The following is a 17,835-nucleotide window of genomic DNA, read 5'->3' on the forward strand; positions in this document are numbered from 1 at the left end:
TCTATCTAAACGCGTCTGCAATTTTTTCCAGACGCGCCGCGACGGCGCGCGGATGCGAGCTTTTGTGATGCGCTATTTTGCAAGGTGGAGTTCTGTGGTGCGGATCGCGATATCTCGGAACGCTGCACGCAACTGTTCGCCTGTTGCGACGGTATAGGCCTTGGATGCATCCGATGCGCACTTATTCATTGTATCTATCGCCGTTTGGTTCGGGAGGTCGAAGCCGACCGTAAAGACGTCGATACCGCTTTTTTTCATTTGATCGCAGATGGCAACCGCCTGCACGGCCGAGGTGACGCCATTCGCCGACGACCCAGCGACTTTATCCGAGGTGTCGATGCCGTTCGCATCATATTCTTGGTTGTACTCGCCGTCGGTCATGAGCACGGCAATTTTTTTCAGCTTCGGAGTGCCGTAGGTACTGGCCTGGTTTGCAATCGGCAGCACTGCGTTCCACTTTGGCGACAACATATAATAGGCCCATGCCGTACCCACGTGTCCTGCCGTACCACCACCAGTCAACAGCGATCCGATCTTAGCTTTGATAGCCGTTTTATCCAGACTAAGAGGCATGAGCGTGCCGCTGGCGTCGATCGCGCACTGCCCATCCTGCGTGTAAGTCGACATCACGTAGTCATCGGCACCCGGGGCAGCATCGGTGTACATATCGCTGCCTGCGCGTTCTCCGACGCATTCCGTTTTCATGTAGTTGACCGTTTGAGTCTTGTTCTTTCTTCCGCCCGTTTGGTACGTGAATGACCGCTGAGCAGGCCATGCCGGGTCTGTGGCCGCGGCGAGAATGGCGGAGGTAGGACGAACGTCTCCAGAGAAAGGTACGACGGCAATCTTCGACCAGTACGCCGTCTTGCCGTTGTTGAGCATCATGATATCGACGAGGTCGTTCGCCGCGGCCCGCATGTCATCGCGCTTCGTGCAGGGCGAGCACATAGAGCCCGACACGTCGAGCATCAGAGCAACCTCACGATTGTAGTTGGCGGCGGAATTCTGCGCGGTCTTGGCTTCAGGTGCTTCCGATGCCACGAACAGCGGCAACGTCCCTACCGCGGCCAGCCCCATAAACGGCGTCTGTATGAATGCAGATCCCGTGGCGGCGACCGTCGTGCCGTTGTCGCGGACTTCGAAATTGATGCTGTCGGCTTCAACCGGAACACGACCGGCGGTGTTGCTGAGATAGATCTGGCGGGCGATATCCTTGGCAGCTTGTTGGCTGGCTCCGGTTTGCAATGCGCGACCAGCTGCAAGCACCGCAGCGTCGATGGCATCCATGGTCGCGGTGCGGGCATTGAGCCACCGGCTTGTGTCGACCGCCGCGCCGATGAACATGAACAGACCAAAAGCCATCAGGCCAAACATGATGGCGACATCGCCGGACTCGTTCTTAAGGAACGCTGTATCGGAGGACCTCATCTTGCGCGCGCACCAAGAGTTGAGACGGCCAGCCAAGTGAGATGCCCGCGCGCGCATTACCAAACTCCTAGAACAACCGTTAGGCTCTGGGGAACAACGTTAATACACTCAATATATTTGAAAGGACTTTCATAAATCTGAAGCGCAAATCTAAAATTCTTCGAATTCCATAGATAAAACTATGTAAAACTGCAATTTATCTAAAATTTTATGCAATTCTACTTCGCGTAAGCTTCAATAAATCTATCATCCCGGCTGCCGGCGCTGTCCAGATGAACATATAAAGATCTGCTTATATCCTGTTGCGGGGCTGGGCCTGCTCGGCTATAGGTCCCGCAGCGTCGCCACTGGGCTGGTGTCGCAGCCGACCAACGCTGCCCTCACGGCGCCCGCAGGTGCGCCACACGCCGCATTTTGCAGAGTGCGCGAGCCGCAGCAGTCAATGTTCAAGGAGCCGAAATGAGCCGGAAGGACGATTACATCGTTAAGGATCTTGGCCTCGCCGAGTGGGGGCGCAAGGAAATCTCCATCGCGGAGACGGAGATGCCGGGCCTGATGGCAACGCGCGAAGAGTACGGCCCCAAGCAGCCGCTCAAGGGCGCACGCATTGCGGGCTCCCTGCACATGACGATTCAGACCGCAGTGCTTATCGAAACGCTGACGGCGCTCGGTGCCGACGTCCGCTGGGTCTCTTGCAACATCTATTCGACCCAGGACCACGCCGCCGCCGCCATCGCGGCCGCTGGCATTCCCGTGTTCGCCTGGAAGGGCGAGAGCCTCAAGGATTACTGGGACTATACGCGCAAGCTGTTCGAGTGGGGCGATGGCGGAATGCCAAACATGATCCTCGACGACGGCGGTGACGCGACGATGTTCGTGCACGCAGGCGTCCGCGCAGAGGAAGGCGACACGGCATTTCTCGACAAGCCCGGTTCGGAAGAAGAAGAGATCTTCTTTGCGCTTATCAAGAAGACGCTGGAGGAAAAGCCGAAGGGCTGGTTTGGCGAACTCGCCAAGAACATCAAGGGCGTTTCGGAAGAGACGACCACCGGCGTCCACCGCCTCTACGAAATGCAGAAGAACGGCAAACTGTTGTTCCCTGCCATCAACGTCAACGACTCGGTCACCAAATCGAAGTTCGACAACCTCTACGGCTGTCGCGAAAGCCTGGTCGATGGCATTCGCCGCGGCACGGACGTGATGATGGCTGGCAAGGTCGCCATGGTTGCGGGCTTCGGCGATGTCGGCAAAGGCTCGGCGGCGTCTCTGCGCAACGCCGGTTGCCGCGTGATGGTCTCAGAAATCGATCCTATCTGCGCGCTTCAGGCATCGATGGAAGGCTACGAGGTCACCACGATGGAGGACGCAGCTCAGCGCGCCGACATCTTCGTGACCGCAACAGGCAACAAGGACGTCATTACGACCGACCACATGCGCGCCATGAAGGACCGCGCCATCGTCTGCAACATTGGTCACTTCGACAACGAGATCCAGGTCGCCGGCCTCAAGAACTTCAAGTGGAACAACATCAAGCCACAGGTCGACGAGATCGAGTTTCCCGATGGCAAGCGCATCATTCTGCTGTCGGAAGGGCGTCTGGTGAACCTTGGCAATGCCATGGGGCACCCCTCGTTCGTCATGTCGGCGTCCTTCACCAACCAGACGCTGGCCCAGATCGAGCTCTACGCGAACCCTGAGTGGTACGAAAAGAAGGTCTATACGTTGCCTAAGCATCTCGATGAGAAGGTCGCGATGTTGCACCTGCAGAAGATCGGCGTGAAGCTCACCAAGCTACGACCCGAGCAGGCCACCTACATCGGCGTTCCTGCGGAAGGCCCCTACAAGTCCGATCACTATCGATACTAAGGCACGTCGTCGGCCGGCTATCGAGAAAGCAACCAGAACGGGCGCCGGATACCTCCGAGCGCCCGTTTTTCTATTCCGAATGGAGCTGCGGAGGGCGCTGGCTTGGCGTTGTCGGTCGCGCCTAGGTGCGAACCTGCAACCCAATTGCACGTTGCCACCGAAAAGCGCCGGAACAGCCCGAATACTCGGCCATCCTGGGTTGGCAGGAGAGCTGTCGGGCCCGCATAATCACACTTGATTCGCAAGGCGCGTCCGAGTCTTGTCCACTTGTATCTCCACCGGCGTCGATTGTCGGCGCGTTTTCATGCCGGGCTCGTTCTTCTCACATTCCCAGGCATCATGCGCGCGATCGCGAATAAGACACAGACGGCGACGACACGACGGCAACTTGCGATGCTCGCGATTGCCGCGACGGCCTGTGTCACCATGCTGCTTGGCGCCGTCATCACAGGCGACAAGAGCCAGCCGGGCGCCCTGGACATGCGCCACATCACACTCATCGCGCTTGTCGCGGGCGCCGGTTTCATAGCCGGTCTTATCGTGTGGCATATGACGAGCTCGGCCCGGCGGGAGGCGCGCGACGCCAAGGCAGAAGTCCAGCAACTCCGGCGCAACCTTGCATCCGCCGATGCGATTATCCGAGCAGAACCCCAGGTTCTGATTTTCTGGGAGCAGGGTCAGGCCGTCCGCATCGTGGCTCACACGCTCAGCGGCATTCCCGGTCTGCCCGAACATCAAGGCGAGATCCTGCGTTTCGGACAGTGGCTGGAGCCTGCCGCGTCACAGACCCTCAAAAATGCGCTTGATCAATTGTTCGCTCAGGGCCGGGCCTTCAATGTCATTCTGCGCACCGTCGCGGGCGGACAGGTCGAGGCTGAGGGACGAGCGGCAGGAGGGCGCGCCGTCCTGCGTTTCAAGGACATTTCCGGCTACAAGCTGGAGTTGTCTCACATCCTGGAATCCCATCAGTTGTTGGCGCGCGATATTCGATCCAGCCGCGCATTGCTCAACACGCTCCCGATGCCGGTTTGGCTGCGCGGTGCCGATGGCGGCATCATCTGGGTCAATGCCGCTTACGTCGCTGCTGTCGAGGCGCATAGCGAGAACGAGGTTCTGGAGCGCCAGATCGAACTGCTGGACAGCCGCGACCGCCGCTCAGTGGCTAAGACCCTTTCGCGCGGCAATCCCTTCCGCGACCGCATCCATTTGATCGCAGGCGGTGAACGCAAGCCGCACGACGTCGTTGTTCTTCCGGTCGACGACATCTCAGCGGGCGCCGCCATAGACGCTACCGCCATCGAGACTGTTCAAGGCGAACTGGAACGCCAGATCGCCGCCTACGACCGCACGCTCGACCAGGTTTCGACTGGCGTCGTCATCTTCAACCGCGATCAGCAACTGGTGTTCTTCAACGAAGCCTATTGCAAGATCTGGCAGATCGATCCTGGCTGGCTGAAAGAACGCCCGACGGATGGGGTCATTCTTGATCGCCTACGCGAACAGGGAAAACTGCCGTCGGTCGTCAATTATCGCGCGTGGAAGAAAGAAATTCTCGATTGCTATCAGAGCGACAAGGCTTTCGAGACGCGCTGGCATCTCACAGATGGACGTGTGCTCCACGTCATCGCTGAACGCCGCCAGGACGGCGGCGTGACCTATCTGTTCTCCGACGAGACCAAGACACTCGCTCTGGAAAGCCGATATAAGACGCTGATCGACGTGCAGAGTGAAACGCTCGATAGCCTGAAAGAAGGCGTCGTGGTGTTTGGCACCGATGGGCGTCTTAAGATCTACAATCCCGCCTTCGCCAGCATCTGGGGCATTCCCGCGCGCACGCTGGAGGAGTTCCCGCACGTCGACGAGGTCGTTCGTCTCGCATCACGCCTGCACAATGATCTCGAAATCTGGCAGCGCATTGGGCGGGCCGTGACCGCCTTTCTCGATGACCGCACGCCCTTCGAAGGACAAATGAAGCGTGCCGATAATAGCTTCATCGACTATGCCCTGAGCCCGCTCCCCGATGGCGCAACGCTTCTGACCTTCGCCGACGTCACCGACGCTCGCCGCGCCGAGCGGGCACTGGTTGAACGCAACGAAGCTCTGGAAGCCGGCGACCGGTTGAAGACGCAGTTCATCGGGCATATCTCTTACGAGCTGAGAACGCCGCTCACCACCATCATCGGCTTCTCGGAAATGCTGGCCTCACCCTTCATCGGCGACTTGAACCCCAAGCAGCGTGAGTACGTCGGAGACATCATGTCGTCGTCGAAGACGCTGCTCGCCATCATCGACGACATCCTCGATCTTGCGACCATCGACGCAGGCAGCCTCGATTTGAAACTGCATCCGATCGGCGTTCGCGGGATCATCGACAGCGCCATTCTGGGCATCCGCGAACGCGCCGTGCGCTCAAAGCTCACCATCGACATTGCGGTTGCCGACGACGTGACCGAGTTCATGGGCGACGAAGCGCGCATGAGGCAGGTGCTCTACAATCTGCTGTCGAACGCGGTCGGGTTCTCAAAGTCCGGCGATACGATCCGCATCACGTGCTGGCGCGACCACGGCTCGATTGCATTCAGTGTCGAAGACCACGGGGTCGGCATCCCCAAGGCCGAGCTGAACCGCGTCTTCCAGCGTTTCGTCAGCGGCAGCCGGGGCGGCAAGCACCGGGGGGCCGGACTTGGACTTTCCATCGTCAAAAGCCTAGTGGAGTTGCACGGCGGCACCGTGGAAATCGAATCTGAGGAATATAGCGGCACCCGGGTTACAATCCGCATTCCTGAACGGCCCCTTCCCGTCGAAAACAGTGACTACCCGGCACTGGCGAGCCCTGCGCAGACGGCGTAATCTCGCCGCCGCATGATGACAGTGAAAGACTTCCCCAACCTCACCGAGGATTCCCTTTGCCGCTTGGCTCAGGATGTCGCCTTCGCACTCAAGCCGGGCGACGTGCTGGCGCTTGAAGGCGATCTCGGCGCTGGTAAGACAACGTTCTCGCGCGCGCTTATCCAGGCGCTTGCACAAACCGACGGCATGGAAATCCCAAGTCCGACGTTTACGCTTGTGCAAAGCTACGAGACGCCGCGCTTCGACATTGCGCACTTCGATCTCTATCGGCTCAGCGCCGCGGAGGAGATCAATGAGCTTGGGCTTGATCATGCCCTTGCGCGCGGCATCGCCATCATCGAGTGGCCTGAGCGTGCTGCTCATCTTCTGCCGTCAGAACGCTTTACGCTGAGCTTGTCGGAAACCGACGATCCCGAAACACGCAACGCCACGATATCCGCAACGCCGCAGTGCGCCACGCGCCTGCAACGCTTGTTCGAGATTCGCGAGTTTCTACACCAGTCCGGTTGGGGCGGAACCGACAGCCACCTCAGCTATCTTCAGGGCGATGCCTCGACGCGCCGCTATGCGCGGCTCGCAAAGACCGACGGCAGCAAGGCGATCTTGATGGATTCGCCCAAACAACCAGACGGACCACCTGTTCGCGACGGTCTGCCCTACAGCCGCATCGCGCTGTTGGCGGAGGATGTCCGCCCATTCCTTGCCATCGCGCAGACACTTCGCGCCGACGGCTTTTCGGCCCCTGCCATTCTCGCGCACGATCTCGACATGGGTTTCCTGCTCATTGAAGATCTCGGCGATGCCGTATTCGGCCGCGAGGTTGCGGCAGGCGCCGATCAACATGCACTATGGAAGCGGGGAACGGACACTCTAGTCGCGCTGCGGGCCTATCCTCCGCCTGAGCAGATGAAGCTGCCGGATGAAAGCTTTTACGCAGTCCCTGCCATGACCAACGCGACATTGCGTATCGAGACCGAACTGCTGCTCGATTGGTATTGGCCGTCCGTTCACGGAGAACCGACGCCGGAGTCAGCGCGCGCAGCCTTCAACGCGCTTTGGGATGTCGTATTCACAAGACTAGGCGCCATGCCGAAGGGTTGGCTGCTACGCGACTACCACTCACCAAACCTTCTCGCGCTCGACGACCGTGCGCCGCCGCGTGATGTCGGCATCATCGACTTTCAGGATGCACTGCTCGGCCCGCACGCCTATGACCTCGTCTCCTTGCTGCAGGATGCCAGGCTGGATGTTTCACCCGCATTGGAGGGGGATCTGCTCGCTCATTATGTCGCGCGCGTGAAAGAACAAGAGGGTGCCCGTTTTGACGAAGCCGGATTCCGTTATGCCTATGCCGCGCTTGGCGCGCAGCGGAATACCAAAATCCTGGGAATCTTCGCCCGCTTGGCAAAACGGGACGGAAAACGCCAATATCTGGCGCATATCCCCAGGATCTGGGGATATTTGGCCCGCGATTTAGCCCATGTCGAATTAGCGTCGCTGGCAGCGTGGTATGAGTCGCACTTCCCAGCGGAAGGCCGCGCCCACCCGCTGAACATCTAGACTTGCCCGCGGGAGCAAACCACATGACCAAGACTTTGCGGCCCTCGACAGCGTTCGTGCTCGCCGCCGGGCTGGGCACGCGCATGCGTCCGCTTACCAACGACATCCCTAAGCCTCTTGTAAAGCTCGACGGCAAGCCGCTCATCGATCACGCGCTGGATCGGCTGGCCGCGGCTGGCGTAACGCGCGCCATCGTTAACGTGCATCATCACGCCGATCAGCTGGAAGCACATCTGGCGAAACGCAAGCGCCCTCAGATCATCATCTCTGACGAACGCGGACTTCTCCTCGAAACTGGAGGCGGCATCGCGCACGCGCTGCCACTTCTGGGTACGGATGCGTTCATCATCCATAACTCCGACAGCGTATGGATCGAAGGACCGGGCAGCAATCTTGAACGGCTACTCAATGCTTGGGACGAAACGCGGATGGACAGCTTGTTGCTCCTCGCACCCGCCACCACCAGCCTGGGTTACGAAGGCCGCGGCGATTTCTTCATGGATAGCAACGGGCGCCTGACGCGCCGCAGCGGCGCACTCGTGGCGCCATTTGTCTTCGCCGGCGTTTCAGTCGCGCATCCGCGTCTCCTCGATGGCGCGCCCAAGGGCAAGTTCTCGCTCAACATGCCTTGGGATACCGCCATCGAACGCGGGCGATTATTCGGCGTCCGGATGGAAGGCACTTGGATGCATGTCGGCGATCCCAAAGCCCTGAAAGCCGCGGAAGATCGTCTAAAGAACGACATGCCCGCAACTGCGCGTCCCAGAGCATGCCCATGACCGCCATCTATACCGTTCCAGCGGGAGAGCCGTTTCTGAAGCGTCTCGCCCATGCATTGATAAATGGAGACCTGCCGACTCCGGGTGGCCAACCGCCGGGCATGCTCGAGTTGCCCGATATTACGCTTCTACTGCCCACACGCCGCGCCGCTCGTGCTTTACAGGATGCCTTCTTGTCCGCGGCCAGCGCGCGAGCTCTGTTGATGCCGCGCATTCGTCCCATCTCCGAGGGCGAAGACGATTTGACGCTTTTGTCCGGCTTGGCAGGTCTCACCACGCTCGGCGCAGACATGCTCGACCTGCCGCCCGCAGTCTCTTCACTGGAACGCACACTTGCTTTAATGCAACTCGTCCTGCGTTGGCGCAGTGTCCTCGCGCAAGCCGAAGCGAGCGAGAGCGTCACCGGATCCAATACGCCCGCTCAGGCTGCTGCTCTCGCCGTCGAATTGGCAAAGCTCATGGATACGGTGGAGACTGAGGGGGTTGAATTCACGAACCTGCAAGATCTGGTGCCTGAGACTTATGCCGCCCATTGGCAGCAGACGGTCGATTTCCTGCGCATCGTCACCCACGCTTGGCCCCTGTATCTGCAAGAGCGCGGCTTCGTATCCGCTGTCGGCAGACGCAATGCGATTATCGAGGCTGAGGCCGCGCGCCTTGCGTCCAGCACCTCGCGCGATCCTGTCATCGTTGCCGGTGTAACCGGCTCGATCCCTGCCACCGTGACGCTGATGCGCGCGGTCGCGTCATCGCCCAACGGCGCCATCGTGCTTCCCGCGCTTGATCTCGACTTAGACGATGAAAGCTGGGAGGCGGTAAAAACTTCACCAGAGCATCCGCAGTTTGGTTTGCGAAAACTGCTCGATCAGCTCGGTGTTGCGCGTTCCGACGTGAAGGTCCTGCCCGGACAACGCGCACCAAAGCCGCGCGCCCAACGCGCACGCTTTATAAGCGAGGCGATGCGCCCTTCCGCGACGACAGAGCGCTGGCACCATTACACCAAGGCCGTAAATCCCGATGATATCAAGACGGCGCTGGCCGGCGTATCGCTTATCGAAGCGCCTAGTGCACCAGATGAAGCCGAGGCCGTGGCGCTCATTCTCCGCGAAACTGTCGAAACGGCAGGGCGCACCGCTGCGCTGGTCTCGCCCGATCGTTTGCTCGCCCGCCGCGTCGCCATACGCCTGCAAAGCTGGGGCATTCGCGTGGACGATAGCGCCGGACGTCCCTTCGCCAAGACCGTCCCGGGTACTTTCCTCAATCTCGTGATAGACGCTGCCGTCAGCGACTACGCTCCAGCCGAACTTATGGCGCTGCTGAAGCATCCGCTTTGCCGCCTCGGGCTCGAACCATTCGACGTTCGCCGTTTCGGTCGCGCGCTTGAGCTGATGGCGTTTCGCGCCCCGTATCTTGGACGTGGGTTCGTCGGCATCCAAGCGGCGCTCGACCACTCCGAGAAGCTCACCATGGAGAATGCGATCCAGCATCGCTCCGTACGCAGGCTCTGGGACGACGATAAAGCTGGCGCGCGCAACCTTGTCCAGCGCTTGGAAGACGCCTTTGCGCCGCTCACCGCGCTTTATACTGAAATCGCAGTTCAACGGCCGCTGAAGACCTATGCCGCTGCCCACATCGCAGCCGCCGAGGCTCTTGCACGACTTGCGCCCGGCAATGGTGATCAGAGTGCTTCGCTAACTAATCCTCTATGGCAAGGCGAGGCCGGTGAAGCAGCCAATACCTTCTTTATCGGACTTCTCGACGACGCGATGCCATCGACGGATATTCATGCCGCCGACTATGCCGACCTTTATCGCGGTCTGCTTTCACGCGAGAATGTCCGCGAGCGCACCCCGGTTCATCCGCGCGTTTCAATCTGGGGGCCGTTCGAAGCGCGACTTCAGCAGCCAGACGTCATCGTGCTTGGCTCGTTGAATGACGGAACATGGCCGGAATCAGCCGACCCAGGTGCATGGCTAAATCGGCCCATGCGTGAACACCTCAAACTTCCCTCTCCGGAAGAAGATATCGGCCGCTCGGCTCACGACTTCATTTCTCTGATCGGCGCAGAGCGCGTCTACCTGACCCGCGCGCAAAAGATCAATGGCGTGCCCACGGTGCCTTCGCGCTGGCTGATGCGGCTCGATGCGCTGCTGAAAGGCGTCAAACTGACGGATGAACTAAAGCCTGACAAACCGTGGCTGAACTGGGCGCGCTCCCGAGACGGTCTTGCAGACGCCGCGCGCATTCGCATCGTAGCGCCTGCGCCTGCCCCGGATCTGGCGCTTCGTCCACGCAAGATGAGTGTCACCCGGGTAGAAGAGTGGATCCGCAATCCGTATGCAATTTTCGCCCGCCAAATTCTGGAACTGGAACCCCTTCCCGCGCTCGGTGAAGCCCCCGACCAGAGCCTACGCGGTGGCCTCGTCCACGAAGTGCTCGCGCAATTTGCGAAACGTTATCCCAACCAGCTGCCTGGAAATATGGTCGATGAGTTGAATGATATCGCACGCGACGTGTTGCGAGACTATACAGGCCATACGCGCGTTGCCGCCTTCTGGATGCCGCGTCTATCGCGGTTTCTGCATTGGTTTGCCGAAACCGAACTTACTCGCCGCGAGAACGTGGCCGCCGTCACCGCCGAGACGTCCGGCAGTCTCGTTATCGACGCACCGGCGGGCCCCTTCCGCCTGACCGCGCGCGCCGACCGCATCGATGACACTTCCGGCGGTCTCATCATAACCGACTACAAGACCGGACAAGCGCCCACACCCAGCGCTGTGCAGTTGACGCGCGCACCGCAGTTGCCTTTGGAAGCCGCCATTGCCCTTGGCGGATCCGGCTTTCCCGGTCTTGCCGGCAAATCGGTAAAGGCCTTGCGCTACATCCGCGCGTCGGGAGGCGAACCGCCCGGCGAGGAAAAAACAGTTTCGGATGGCGATGTCGCATCGCTGGCTACCAAGGCCCGCGAGGGCCTGGAAAAACTCGTCGCGCTTTACGACGATCCAAAAACGCCTTATCGCGCCGTGCGCCGGGCAGGCTTTCGCTATGATTACGATGACTACGCGACGTTGGCGCGAGTCGCGGAATGGTCGGCGCATGTGGACGAGGAGGAGTAAACCTGTGAGCAAACCTCTCGACCACATGAACATCGAAGACGTCCGCCGCAGAACTGACATGGCGCAAGCAGAGGCCGCCGATCCTTCGGCGTCGGTCTGGGTCAGCGCCAACGCGGGTACGGGTAAGACTCACGTTCTTACCAATCGCGTGTTGCGACTCCTGCTCGCAGGGACGGAGCCGGCTCGCATTTTGTGTCTTACCTACACGAAGGCCGCTGCCGCTGAAATGTCGAAGCGCGTGTTCGACAAACTCGCACAATGGGTGACAGCCGAACAAAGCGACCTTGAAGCCGCGCTCGCCGCACTAACCGGACAGGACCCGACGCCCGCCGACCTCGCCCGCGCACGCACGCTGTTTACGGTTGCCATCGAGACGCCCGGCGGTTTGAAGGTGCAGACCATTCATGCCTTCGCGGAGCGCCTGCTACAGCGCTTTCCACTGGAGGCGAACGTTCCGCCCGGCTTTCGCATTCTCGATGACGCACAACGGCGCGACATCGTTGGCCGCGCCATAGATGCAACTATCGCAGAGGCCACGGCGCGGCCGAACAATCCGCTCGGCGATGCCCTTAACATTGTCATCGGCTACGCGGCCGACGCGAGCTTCGATGAGCTGCTCACCAGTATGCTTGATGAACATCGCTGGTTGACCGAGGCAAGCCGCATCGAGGAAGGACGCAACGCGGATATATTTTCCGGAGCTGAGCGCCTCTTGCGACGGCACTTCTCCGTCCGCCAGGGCGCGGACCGTTCAGCCATCGAGGAGGAGCGCGCGCTCGTTATAAACGACGAACAGATTCTCGCGCTACGTGATCATCTGGCGAGCGGCTCCAAGAGCGACATTGATTTGGCCGCTTCGCTCGCCCAAGCGATGTCGACGCATCTGCTTAAGGACCGCGGCAAGGCGCTGTGCGCCTACCTCCTGACAAAATCAGATTCTCCCAGAGACAGACTAATGACGAAAGGTCTGGCGGACAGCCGGCCCGATCTGTTGAGGATTGCCGAGGATGCTCAATCGCGGATTGCCGAGCTTACGGCTGAGTTGAAGGCCATAACCGTCGTGGAGGCAACACTCGCTCTCTATCGGCTGGCGGATCGCATTCTGCAGTACTACCGCGAGTCGAAAGCTGCTGCCGGTGCTCTGGACTTCGACGACTTGATTGGCCGTACCATCAGTCTTCTATCCAATTCATCGTCGGCCGACTGGGTCTTGTACAAACTCGATGGCGGCCTCGATCATATCCTCGTCGACGAGGCTCAAGACACCAGTCCCGAACAGTGGTCTATCATCGAAGCACTGGCTCGCGAGTTCTTCTCAGGTAGCGGCGCGCGTGAGGGCGTCGTGCGCACGTTGTTTGCCGTCGGTGACGAGAAGCAATCGATCTACTCGTTCCAGGGCGCGGAGCCTGAACGCTTCAAGAAGATGGGCGAATTGTTCGCTCAGTTTGCCCGCCAAGCCACCATGACTTGGCGGGACGTGCCGCTGAATCTTTCCTTCCGCACTGTGCAGACCGTGCTCGATGCCGTGGACCGTGTTTTTTCCGACGGCAGCCGCACGCCCGGCCTCACCGCTTCTCCAGGACAAGTCATTCGCCATATTGCAAGCCGTCACGGAGCTGCAGGCCTGGTTGAAGTCTGGGAAACCGAAGCCCATGGCGGCGACGCCGACGCCAATCCATGGGAACCGCTGTCTGAGACAAGTGAGCGGGCTCCGGCAAACCGTTTGGCTGAACGAATAGCCGCAACCATCGAGAGATGGTTGAAGAACGGCGCGATCCTGCCCTCCACCGGCAAGCCGATCACAGCCGGCGACATCCTGATCTTGGTACGCAAGCGCAATCCGTTCGCGGTTCCTATGGTCGCTGCCCTCAAGACCCGGCTCATTCCGGTCGCGGGTTCCGATCGGGTCCAACTGACCGAGCAAGTTGCCGTCAAGGATCTGATCGCGCTCGGCGACTTCCTCACGTTACCGGAAGATGATCTGGCGCTTGCAACGGTGCTGAAGGGCCCGCTCTTCAACCTCACCGACGATGATCTTCTCGCCGTCGCACCGGGACGCAAAGGAGCGTTGTGGAAGGCGTTTCTCGCGCACGCGGACACCACACCGCGTTATCGCCCGGCGGCCGAAACCTTGAAGCGATGGCGCTCCAAAGCCGATTTCATCCCGCCGTTCGAGTTCTATTCCGCGCTTCTCGATCGCGACGGCGGCCGCGCGCTAATGCTCAATCGTCTGGGGCCGGAATCGGCGGACTCCATCGATGAGTTCCTAGAGTTGGCGCTCGGCTTTGACGATGGCGCACCGCCATCTCTAACGGGCTTTCTCGCCAGCCTACGTGAAGGCGGTCACGAGGTGAAACGCGACATGGAGCACGGGCGCAACGAGGTTCGCGTCATGACCGTGCACGGCGCGAAAGGCCTTGAAGCGCCGATCGTGTTCCTGCCGGATACCTGCACGACCTCTAGCGGCGACAGTCCCGGCATGAAGCTTCTCACTCTCGAAAACGCTCAACGGCCAGAGGGCCTTTCGGCTCCTGTCGCATGGGCCGTCAAAGGCACGTCAAGTCTTGAAGGGTTGCGCCAGGCAAACGCTGCACAAAAGGCGCGGGACATGCAAGAGCGCAACCGCCTCCTCTATGTCGCCATGACGCGCGCGCGAGATCGTCTCTACGTAGCAGGCTTTGAGGGCCGCAGGCAGAGGCCCGCGGACTGCTGGTATGATCTCATCAAAGATGCTCTCGAACCGATACTGACACCGTGTGAGGACAACGGCTTCAATGTGCGGCGCTTCGAAGCCGTGCAATCTGCCGAAGTGGAAAAAACAAAAGAGTCGCCGCTGGCTCATTATCCGCCCATGGCACTTCCGAGCTTTGCGGTGAAACGCGCACCCGTAGAGCCGCAACTCGCTGTTCCCCTGGCGCCATCGCGGCTTGAACCTTACGCACCGGATTCGGAAGGTGAACCTGTCTATCGCGCTGAGCGAGCGCCTGGCGACAACTTCGACAGGCCGTCGCCGTTGCTTCTCGCGGAGGGCGGACGCTTCCTGCGCGGCACGCTGACCCACGCACTCCTTGAACATCTCCCGCACATCCCACCTGAAAAACGCGAAAGTGCCGCCAAAGCATTTATAGAGCGCCGAGGTGCGGGGCTTTCCCCCAACGTCCGCGCGAGCATCGTGAAAGAAGCATCCGCGATTCTGGCAGATGCTGCCTTCGCGCCGATTTTCAGCCCCGACAGCCGCGCCGAGGTCTCTATCGCCGCCACTTTGCCGCGACCGACCGGCGCAGGCCCTGCTCTCAAATTGAGCGGGCAGATTGATAGGCTGGTCGTGCTCGAGCGCGAGGTGCTCATAATTGATTACAAGACCAATCGCCCGCCCCCAAGGCTGGTGGAAGCGGTTGCACCCGCCTACCTTTATCAGCTGGCCGCCTACGTTCTGGCTCTTAGCGAAATTTACCCAGGAAAGAAGGTCCGCGCCGCTTTACTGTGGACGGACGGGCCCAATCTGATGGAAGTGCCAGGACCCGTAATTCAGACCTATATTCGGCAACTGTGGGATCTCGACCCCGCCAGTCTTGACGCTTCCTGACCCAGTTCCTACCTATGCTGCGACCGGTTTGGGGCTTGGACGGGACCTGTTCTGACCCCGACAGACGCGATAGTCTAATCGCGATTCAGATAACGCAGAGGTGCCCGATTTGGGGCCTCGACGAGGAGAAAAAACATGGCGAATGCCGTTACCGATGCAAGCTTCGAACAGGAAGTTCTGAAGTCTAACGAGCCTGTCCTTGTTGACTTTCACGCCCAGTGGTGCGGCCCGTGCAAGGCCATGGCGCCGGCGCTCGATCAGGTTGCCGCCGAGCTCAAGGGTAAGGTCAAGGTCGTCAAAGTCGACGTTGACGAGAACCCGGGTGTGACAGGTACCTATGGCATCCGCGCCATGCCGACGCTGCTGCTCTTCAAAGGCGGTAAGGTCGCTGCTCAGCATACTGGCGCGATCGTCCAAAAGAAGAAGCTTGAAGATTGGATCACGCAGAGCGTAATTGCTTAAGGCTGAACGCTCTTAGGACTTGAACAAAACCGAAGGCCTGCACGTCAACAGCGTGCGGGCCTTTTTATATTGGCTCCGAAAATCCCAACCGGGATTTCTGGCTCAACCGGGATTCTGGTCAGTCTTGGTCGGTTGCGGCTCGAAGAGATCGCACACGTGCATCTCGTCGATCAGCTTAGGGCTGGTCGCATGCTCGTTATAAGCCAGTTTGCAGTAACCGAATTCCGAATAATCGTTGAGCCAAGCATGCTGACAGCGCTTACAGCACTTCAGTTGGCTCACCGCGAGCAACAGTTGTTCGATATCAAACACCGTGACACACCACGGACCGCATCGGATAAACAAATCATACCCCAGCCATCGCCGATGGCAATCTCAACATCTGCGGCACAACGGAGCGGCCAGTGGACCCGACGATTATTCTTCTGCTGGCCGTCACAGCTGCGCTCGCTGGCTTTATCGACGCGATTGCAGGCGGAGGCGGCTTGCTGACGCTGCCTGCGCTGCTGCTGGCGGGCATGCCTCCCAACATGGCAATCGCCACCAACAAACTTCAGGGTACATTCGGCGTAGCAGCGGCCAGCTACAGCTTTCACCGCGCCGGACAAATCGATTGGAGTACATTGCGCCCCGCGATCGTGGGGACAGCCGCAGGAGCTGTGCTTGGCGCGCTTGTAATTTCCCACGTCGATGCGAGCTGGCTACGGCCCATCGTTCCCTACGCTCTTATGGCGGCCGCGCTTTATTTTGCGCTAGCGCCCTATCTGCGCGCGCATGCGCCGCGCACCGCCCTTCCCGCACGCGCGTTTGCAATTGGTCTTGCCGCGCCTGTCGGCTTTTACGACGGCGTGTTCGGGCCTGGCGCCGGCTCGCTTTATATGCTCGCCTTTCTTGCCTTCGCCGGAGTCGATCTGCTGACCGCGACCGCACGTACGAAGGTCTTGAACTTCACATCCAATATCGTGTCGCTGGCGGTGTTCGCACTGAGCGGACAGGTCAACTTCGCCGTCGGACTGCCGATGGCGTTGGGCCAGGCGTTGGGCGCCTGGATCGGCTCGCACGTCGCACTTCGCCACGGCGCATGGATCATCCGTCCGCTTCTGATCGCGACGACAAGTGCGGCGGCGATCAAGCTATGGATGCAGTCTTAACTCAGTTGATATGCGCGTATCACCCCGGCGGATGCTCCGCACCCGTCGGCGGCGGACCCATGCGGTCGAGCGCCTCCACCTCCTTGTCCGTGTAAACCCGCGAACGAGTGAGAAAGCGCACGCCTTCGGGGCTCTCGACTGAGAAGCCTGAACCGCGTCCTGGAACAACATCGATGATCAGCGCGGTGTGTTGCCAATACTCGAATTGCGATTTGCCCATGTAGAATGGCTGGCCGCCTATCTCCCCGATGTAGACGTCCTGGGCACCAACCTTGAACTCGGCGCGCGGATAACACATCGGCGCGGAGCCGTCGCAGCATCCACCCGACTGATGAAAGAGCAGCGGACCGTGTATGCCGGTCAACTTCTTGATCAGCTGCAACGTTTCAGGCGTGGCGGTCACCCGGCTAATGGCGGTTATGGTCATTGCGGCACCTTGGAGCTATCGGGAACGACGATGGCGAATATATCGGCTAAAGCGGCAAGCGCGGCTTCATGCACCTCCTGAGCTCGAAGATCGTCACCGATAGGATTTGGCAATGAGCGCGTCGCAGTCGCGGACGCAACGACCGTCGGCCGGTAACCGTGGTTGAACGCGGCACGCGACGTAGAGTTTACACAGACATGGGTCATGAACCCGGCAATCACAAGATCCGTGCTTCCCAGGCGTTTGAGTTCGGCATCGAGATCGGTCTTCTCGAACGAGCTTGGATACGCCTTGGTGATCACTTTCTCGCCGGGCCTCGGGGCGACTACATCCGCGATACTCCCAATGCGCGCGGTGGTGTCGTAGGGCGATCCAGGACCGGCATCGTGCTGGATGTGGATGACCGGCGCGCCCGCGTCTCGCGCGCGAGCCAAGAGCGTCGCACACTCCTTCAAAGCCTCTTCAACCCCTTCGAGTTGCATGACGCCTTCGCGGTAGGTGTTCTGGCAGTCTATTAGAATGAGTGCGGACTTCGACAATGGCTTCGGCGCGGTGGGCAGCTGTAGAAGCGATCGCAATGTGGGGCGTGCCGGCATTTGCTTTTCTCCGC

The 17,835-nt window shown here is 60.0% G+C and carries 12 protein-coding genes; 8 read left to right on the top strand and 4 right to left on the bottom strand.

What is annotated here, in order from left to right:
• Window positions 1-72 precede the first annotated feature (72 nt).
• A complete protein-coding gene (locus R3D51_01290) occupies window positions 73-1,485 on the bottom strand; it encodes a pilus assembly protein (protein ID MEZ5898104.1) in 1,413 nt (470 codons plus the stop codon).
• A 402-nt stretch (window positions 1,486-1,887) separates the two neighbouring features.
• Between R3D51_01290 and ahcY the strand changes: the two genes are divergently transcribed.
• The 7 genes from ahcY to trxA all read left to right on the top strand — a co-directional run bounded on the left by ahcY (window position 1,888) and on the right by trxA (window position 15,647).
• A complete protein-coding gene (ahcY, locus tag R3D51_01295) occupies window positions 1,888-3,294 on the top strand; it encodes an adenosylhomocysteinase (protein MEZ5898105.1) in 1,407 nt (468 codons plus the stop codon).
• A 339-nt stretch (window positions 3,295-3,633) separates the two neighbouring features.
• A complete protein-coding gene (locus R3D51_01300; protein ID MEZ5898106.1) occupies window positions 3,634-6,144 on the top strand; it encodes an ATP-binding protein in 2,511 nt (836 codons plus the stop codon).
• Between the two features lie 12 nt (window positions 6,145-6,156).
• Window positions 6,157-7,704: a tRNA (adenosine(37)-N6)-threonylcarbamoyltransferase complex ATPase subunit type 1 TsaE gene (gene tsaE / locus R3D51_01305; protein MEZ5898107.1), complete on the top strand. Its 1,548-nt coding sequence runs from the start codon at window positions 6,157-6,159 to the stop codon at window positions 7,702-7,704.
• A 23-nt stretch (window positions 7,705-7,727) separates the two neighbouring features.
• A complete protein-coding gene (locus R3D51_01310) occupies window positions 7,728-8,483 on the top strand; it encodes a nucleotidyltransferase family protein (GenBank protein MEZ5898108.1) in 756 nt (251 codons plus the stop codon).
• Window positions 8,480-11,599 carry a double-strand break repair protein AddB gene (addB, locus tag R3D51_01315; protein MEZ5898109.1) on the top strand — a complete coding sequence of 1,040 codons (3,120 nt, stop codon included), beginning with the start codon at window positions 8,480-8,482 and terminating at the stop codon, window positions 11,597-11,599. The genes R3D51_01310 and addB overlap by 4 nt, the downstream gene beginning before the upstream one ends.
• Window positions 11,600-11,603: 4 nt before the next feature.
• Entirely contained in the window at window positions 11,604-15,185 is a 3,582-nt protein-coding gene (addA, locus tag R3D51_01320) for a double-strand break repair helicase AddA (protein MEZ5898110.1), read from the top strand.
• A gap of 135 nt (window positions 15,186-15,320) precedes the next feature.
• A complete protein-coding gene (gene trxA, locus R3D51_01325; protein ID MEZ5898111.1) occupies window positions 15,321-15,647 on the top strand; it encodes a thioredoxin in 327 nt (108 codons plus the stop codon).
• Between the two features lie 102 nt (window positions 15,648-15,749).
• Here the strand turns inward: trxA and R3D51_01330 are convergent, their stop codons facing one another.
• Window positions 15,750-15,959 carry a hypothetical protein gene (locus R3D51_01330; protein MEZ5898112.1) on the bottom strand — a complete coding sequence of 70 codons (210 nt, stop codon included), beginning with the start codon at window positions 15,957-15,959 and terminating at the stop codon, window positions 15,750-15,752.
• A 92-nt stretch (window positions 15,960-16,051) separates the two neighbouring features.
• On the opposite strand from R3D51_01330, the gene R3D51_01335 reads away from it, so the two are divergent.
• The gene (locus R3D51_01335; GenBank protein ID MEZ5898113.1) at window positions 16,052-16,798 is read left to right on the top strand and encodes a TSUP family transporter; all 747 of its coding nucleotides are present in this window, start codon (window positions 16,052-16,054) and stop codon (window positions 16,796-16,798) included.
• Between the two features lie 19 nt (window positions 16,799-16,817).
• Here the strand turns inward: R3D51_01335 and R3D51_01340 are convergent, their stop codons facing one another.
• Together R3D51_01340 and R3D51_01345 are read right to left on the bottom strand one after the other, a co-directional pair.
• Window positions 16,818-17,225, bottom strand: coding sequence for a DUF779 domain-containing protein (locus tag R3D51_01340; protein MEZ5898114.1), 408 nt, complete (start codon window positions 17,223-17,225; stop codon window positions 16,818-16,820).
• Entirely contained in the window at window positions 17,222-17,821 is a 600-nt protein-coding gene (locus tag R3D51_01345) for a cysteine hydrolase family protein (GenBank protein MEZ5898115.1), read from the bottom strand. The genes R3D51_01340 and R3D51_01345 overlap by 4 nt, the downstream gene beginning before the upstream one ends.
• Between the last annotated feature and the right edge of the window lie 14 nt (window positions 17,822-17,835).

The sequence above is a fragment of the Hyphomicrobiaceae bacterium genome (assembly GCA_041397645.1).
GTDB lineage: Bacteria > Pseudomonadota > Alphaproteobacteria > Rhizobiales > Hyphomicrobiaceae > Hyphomicrobium_B.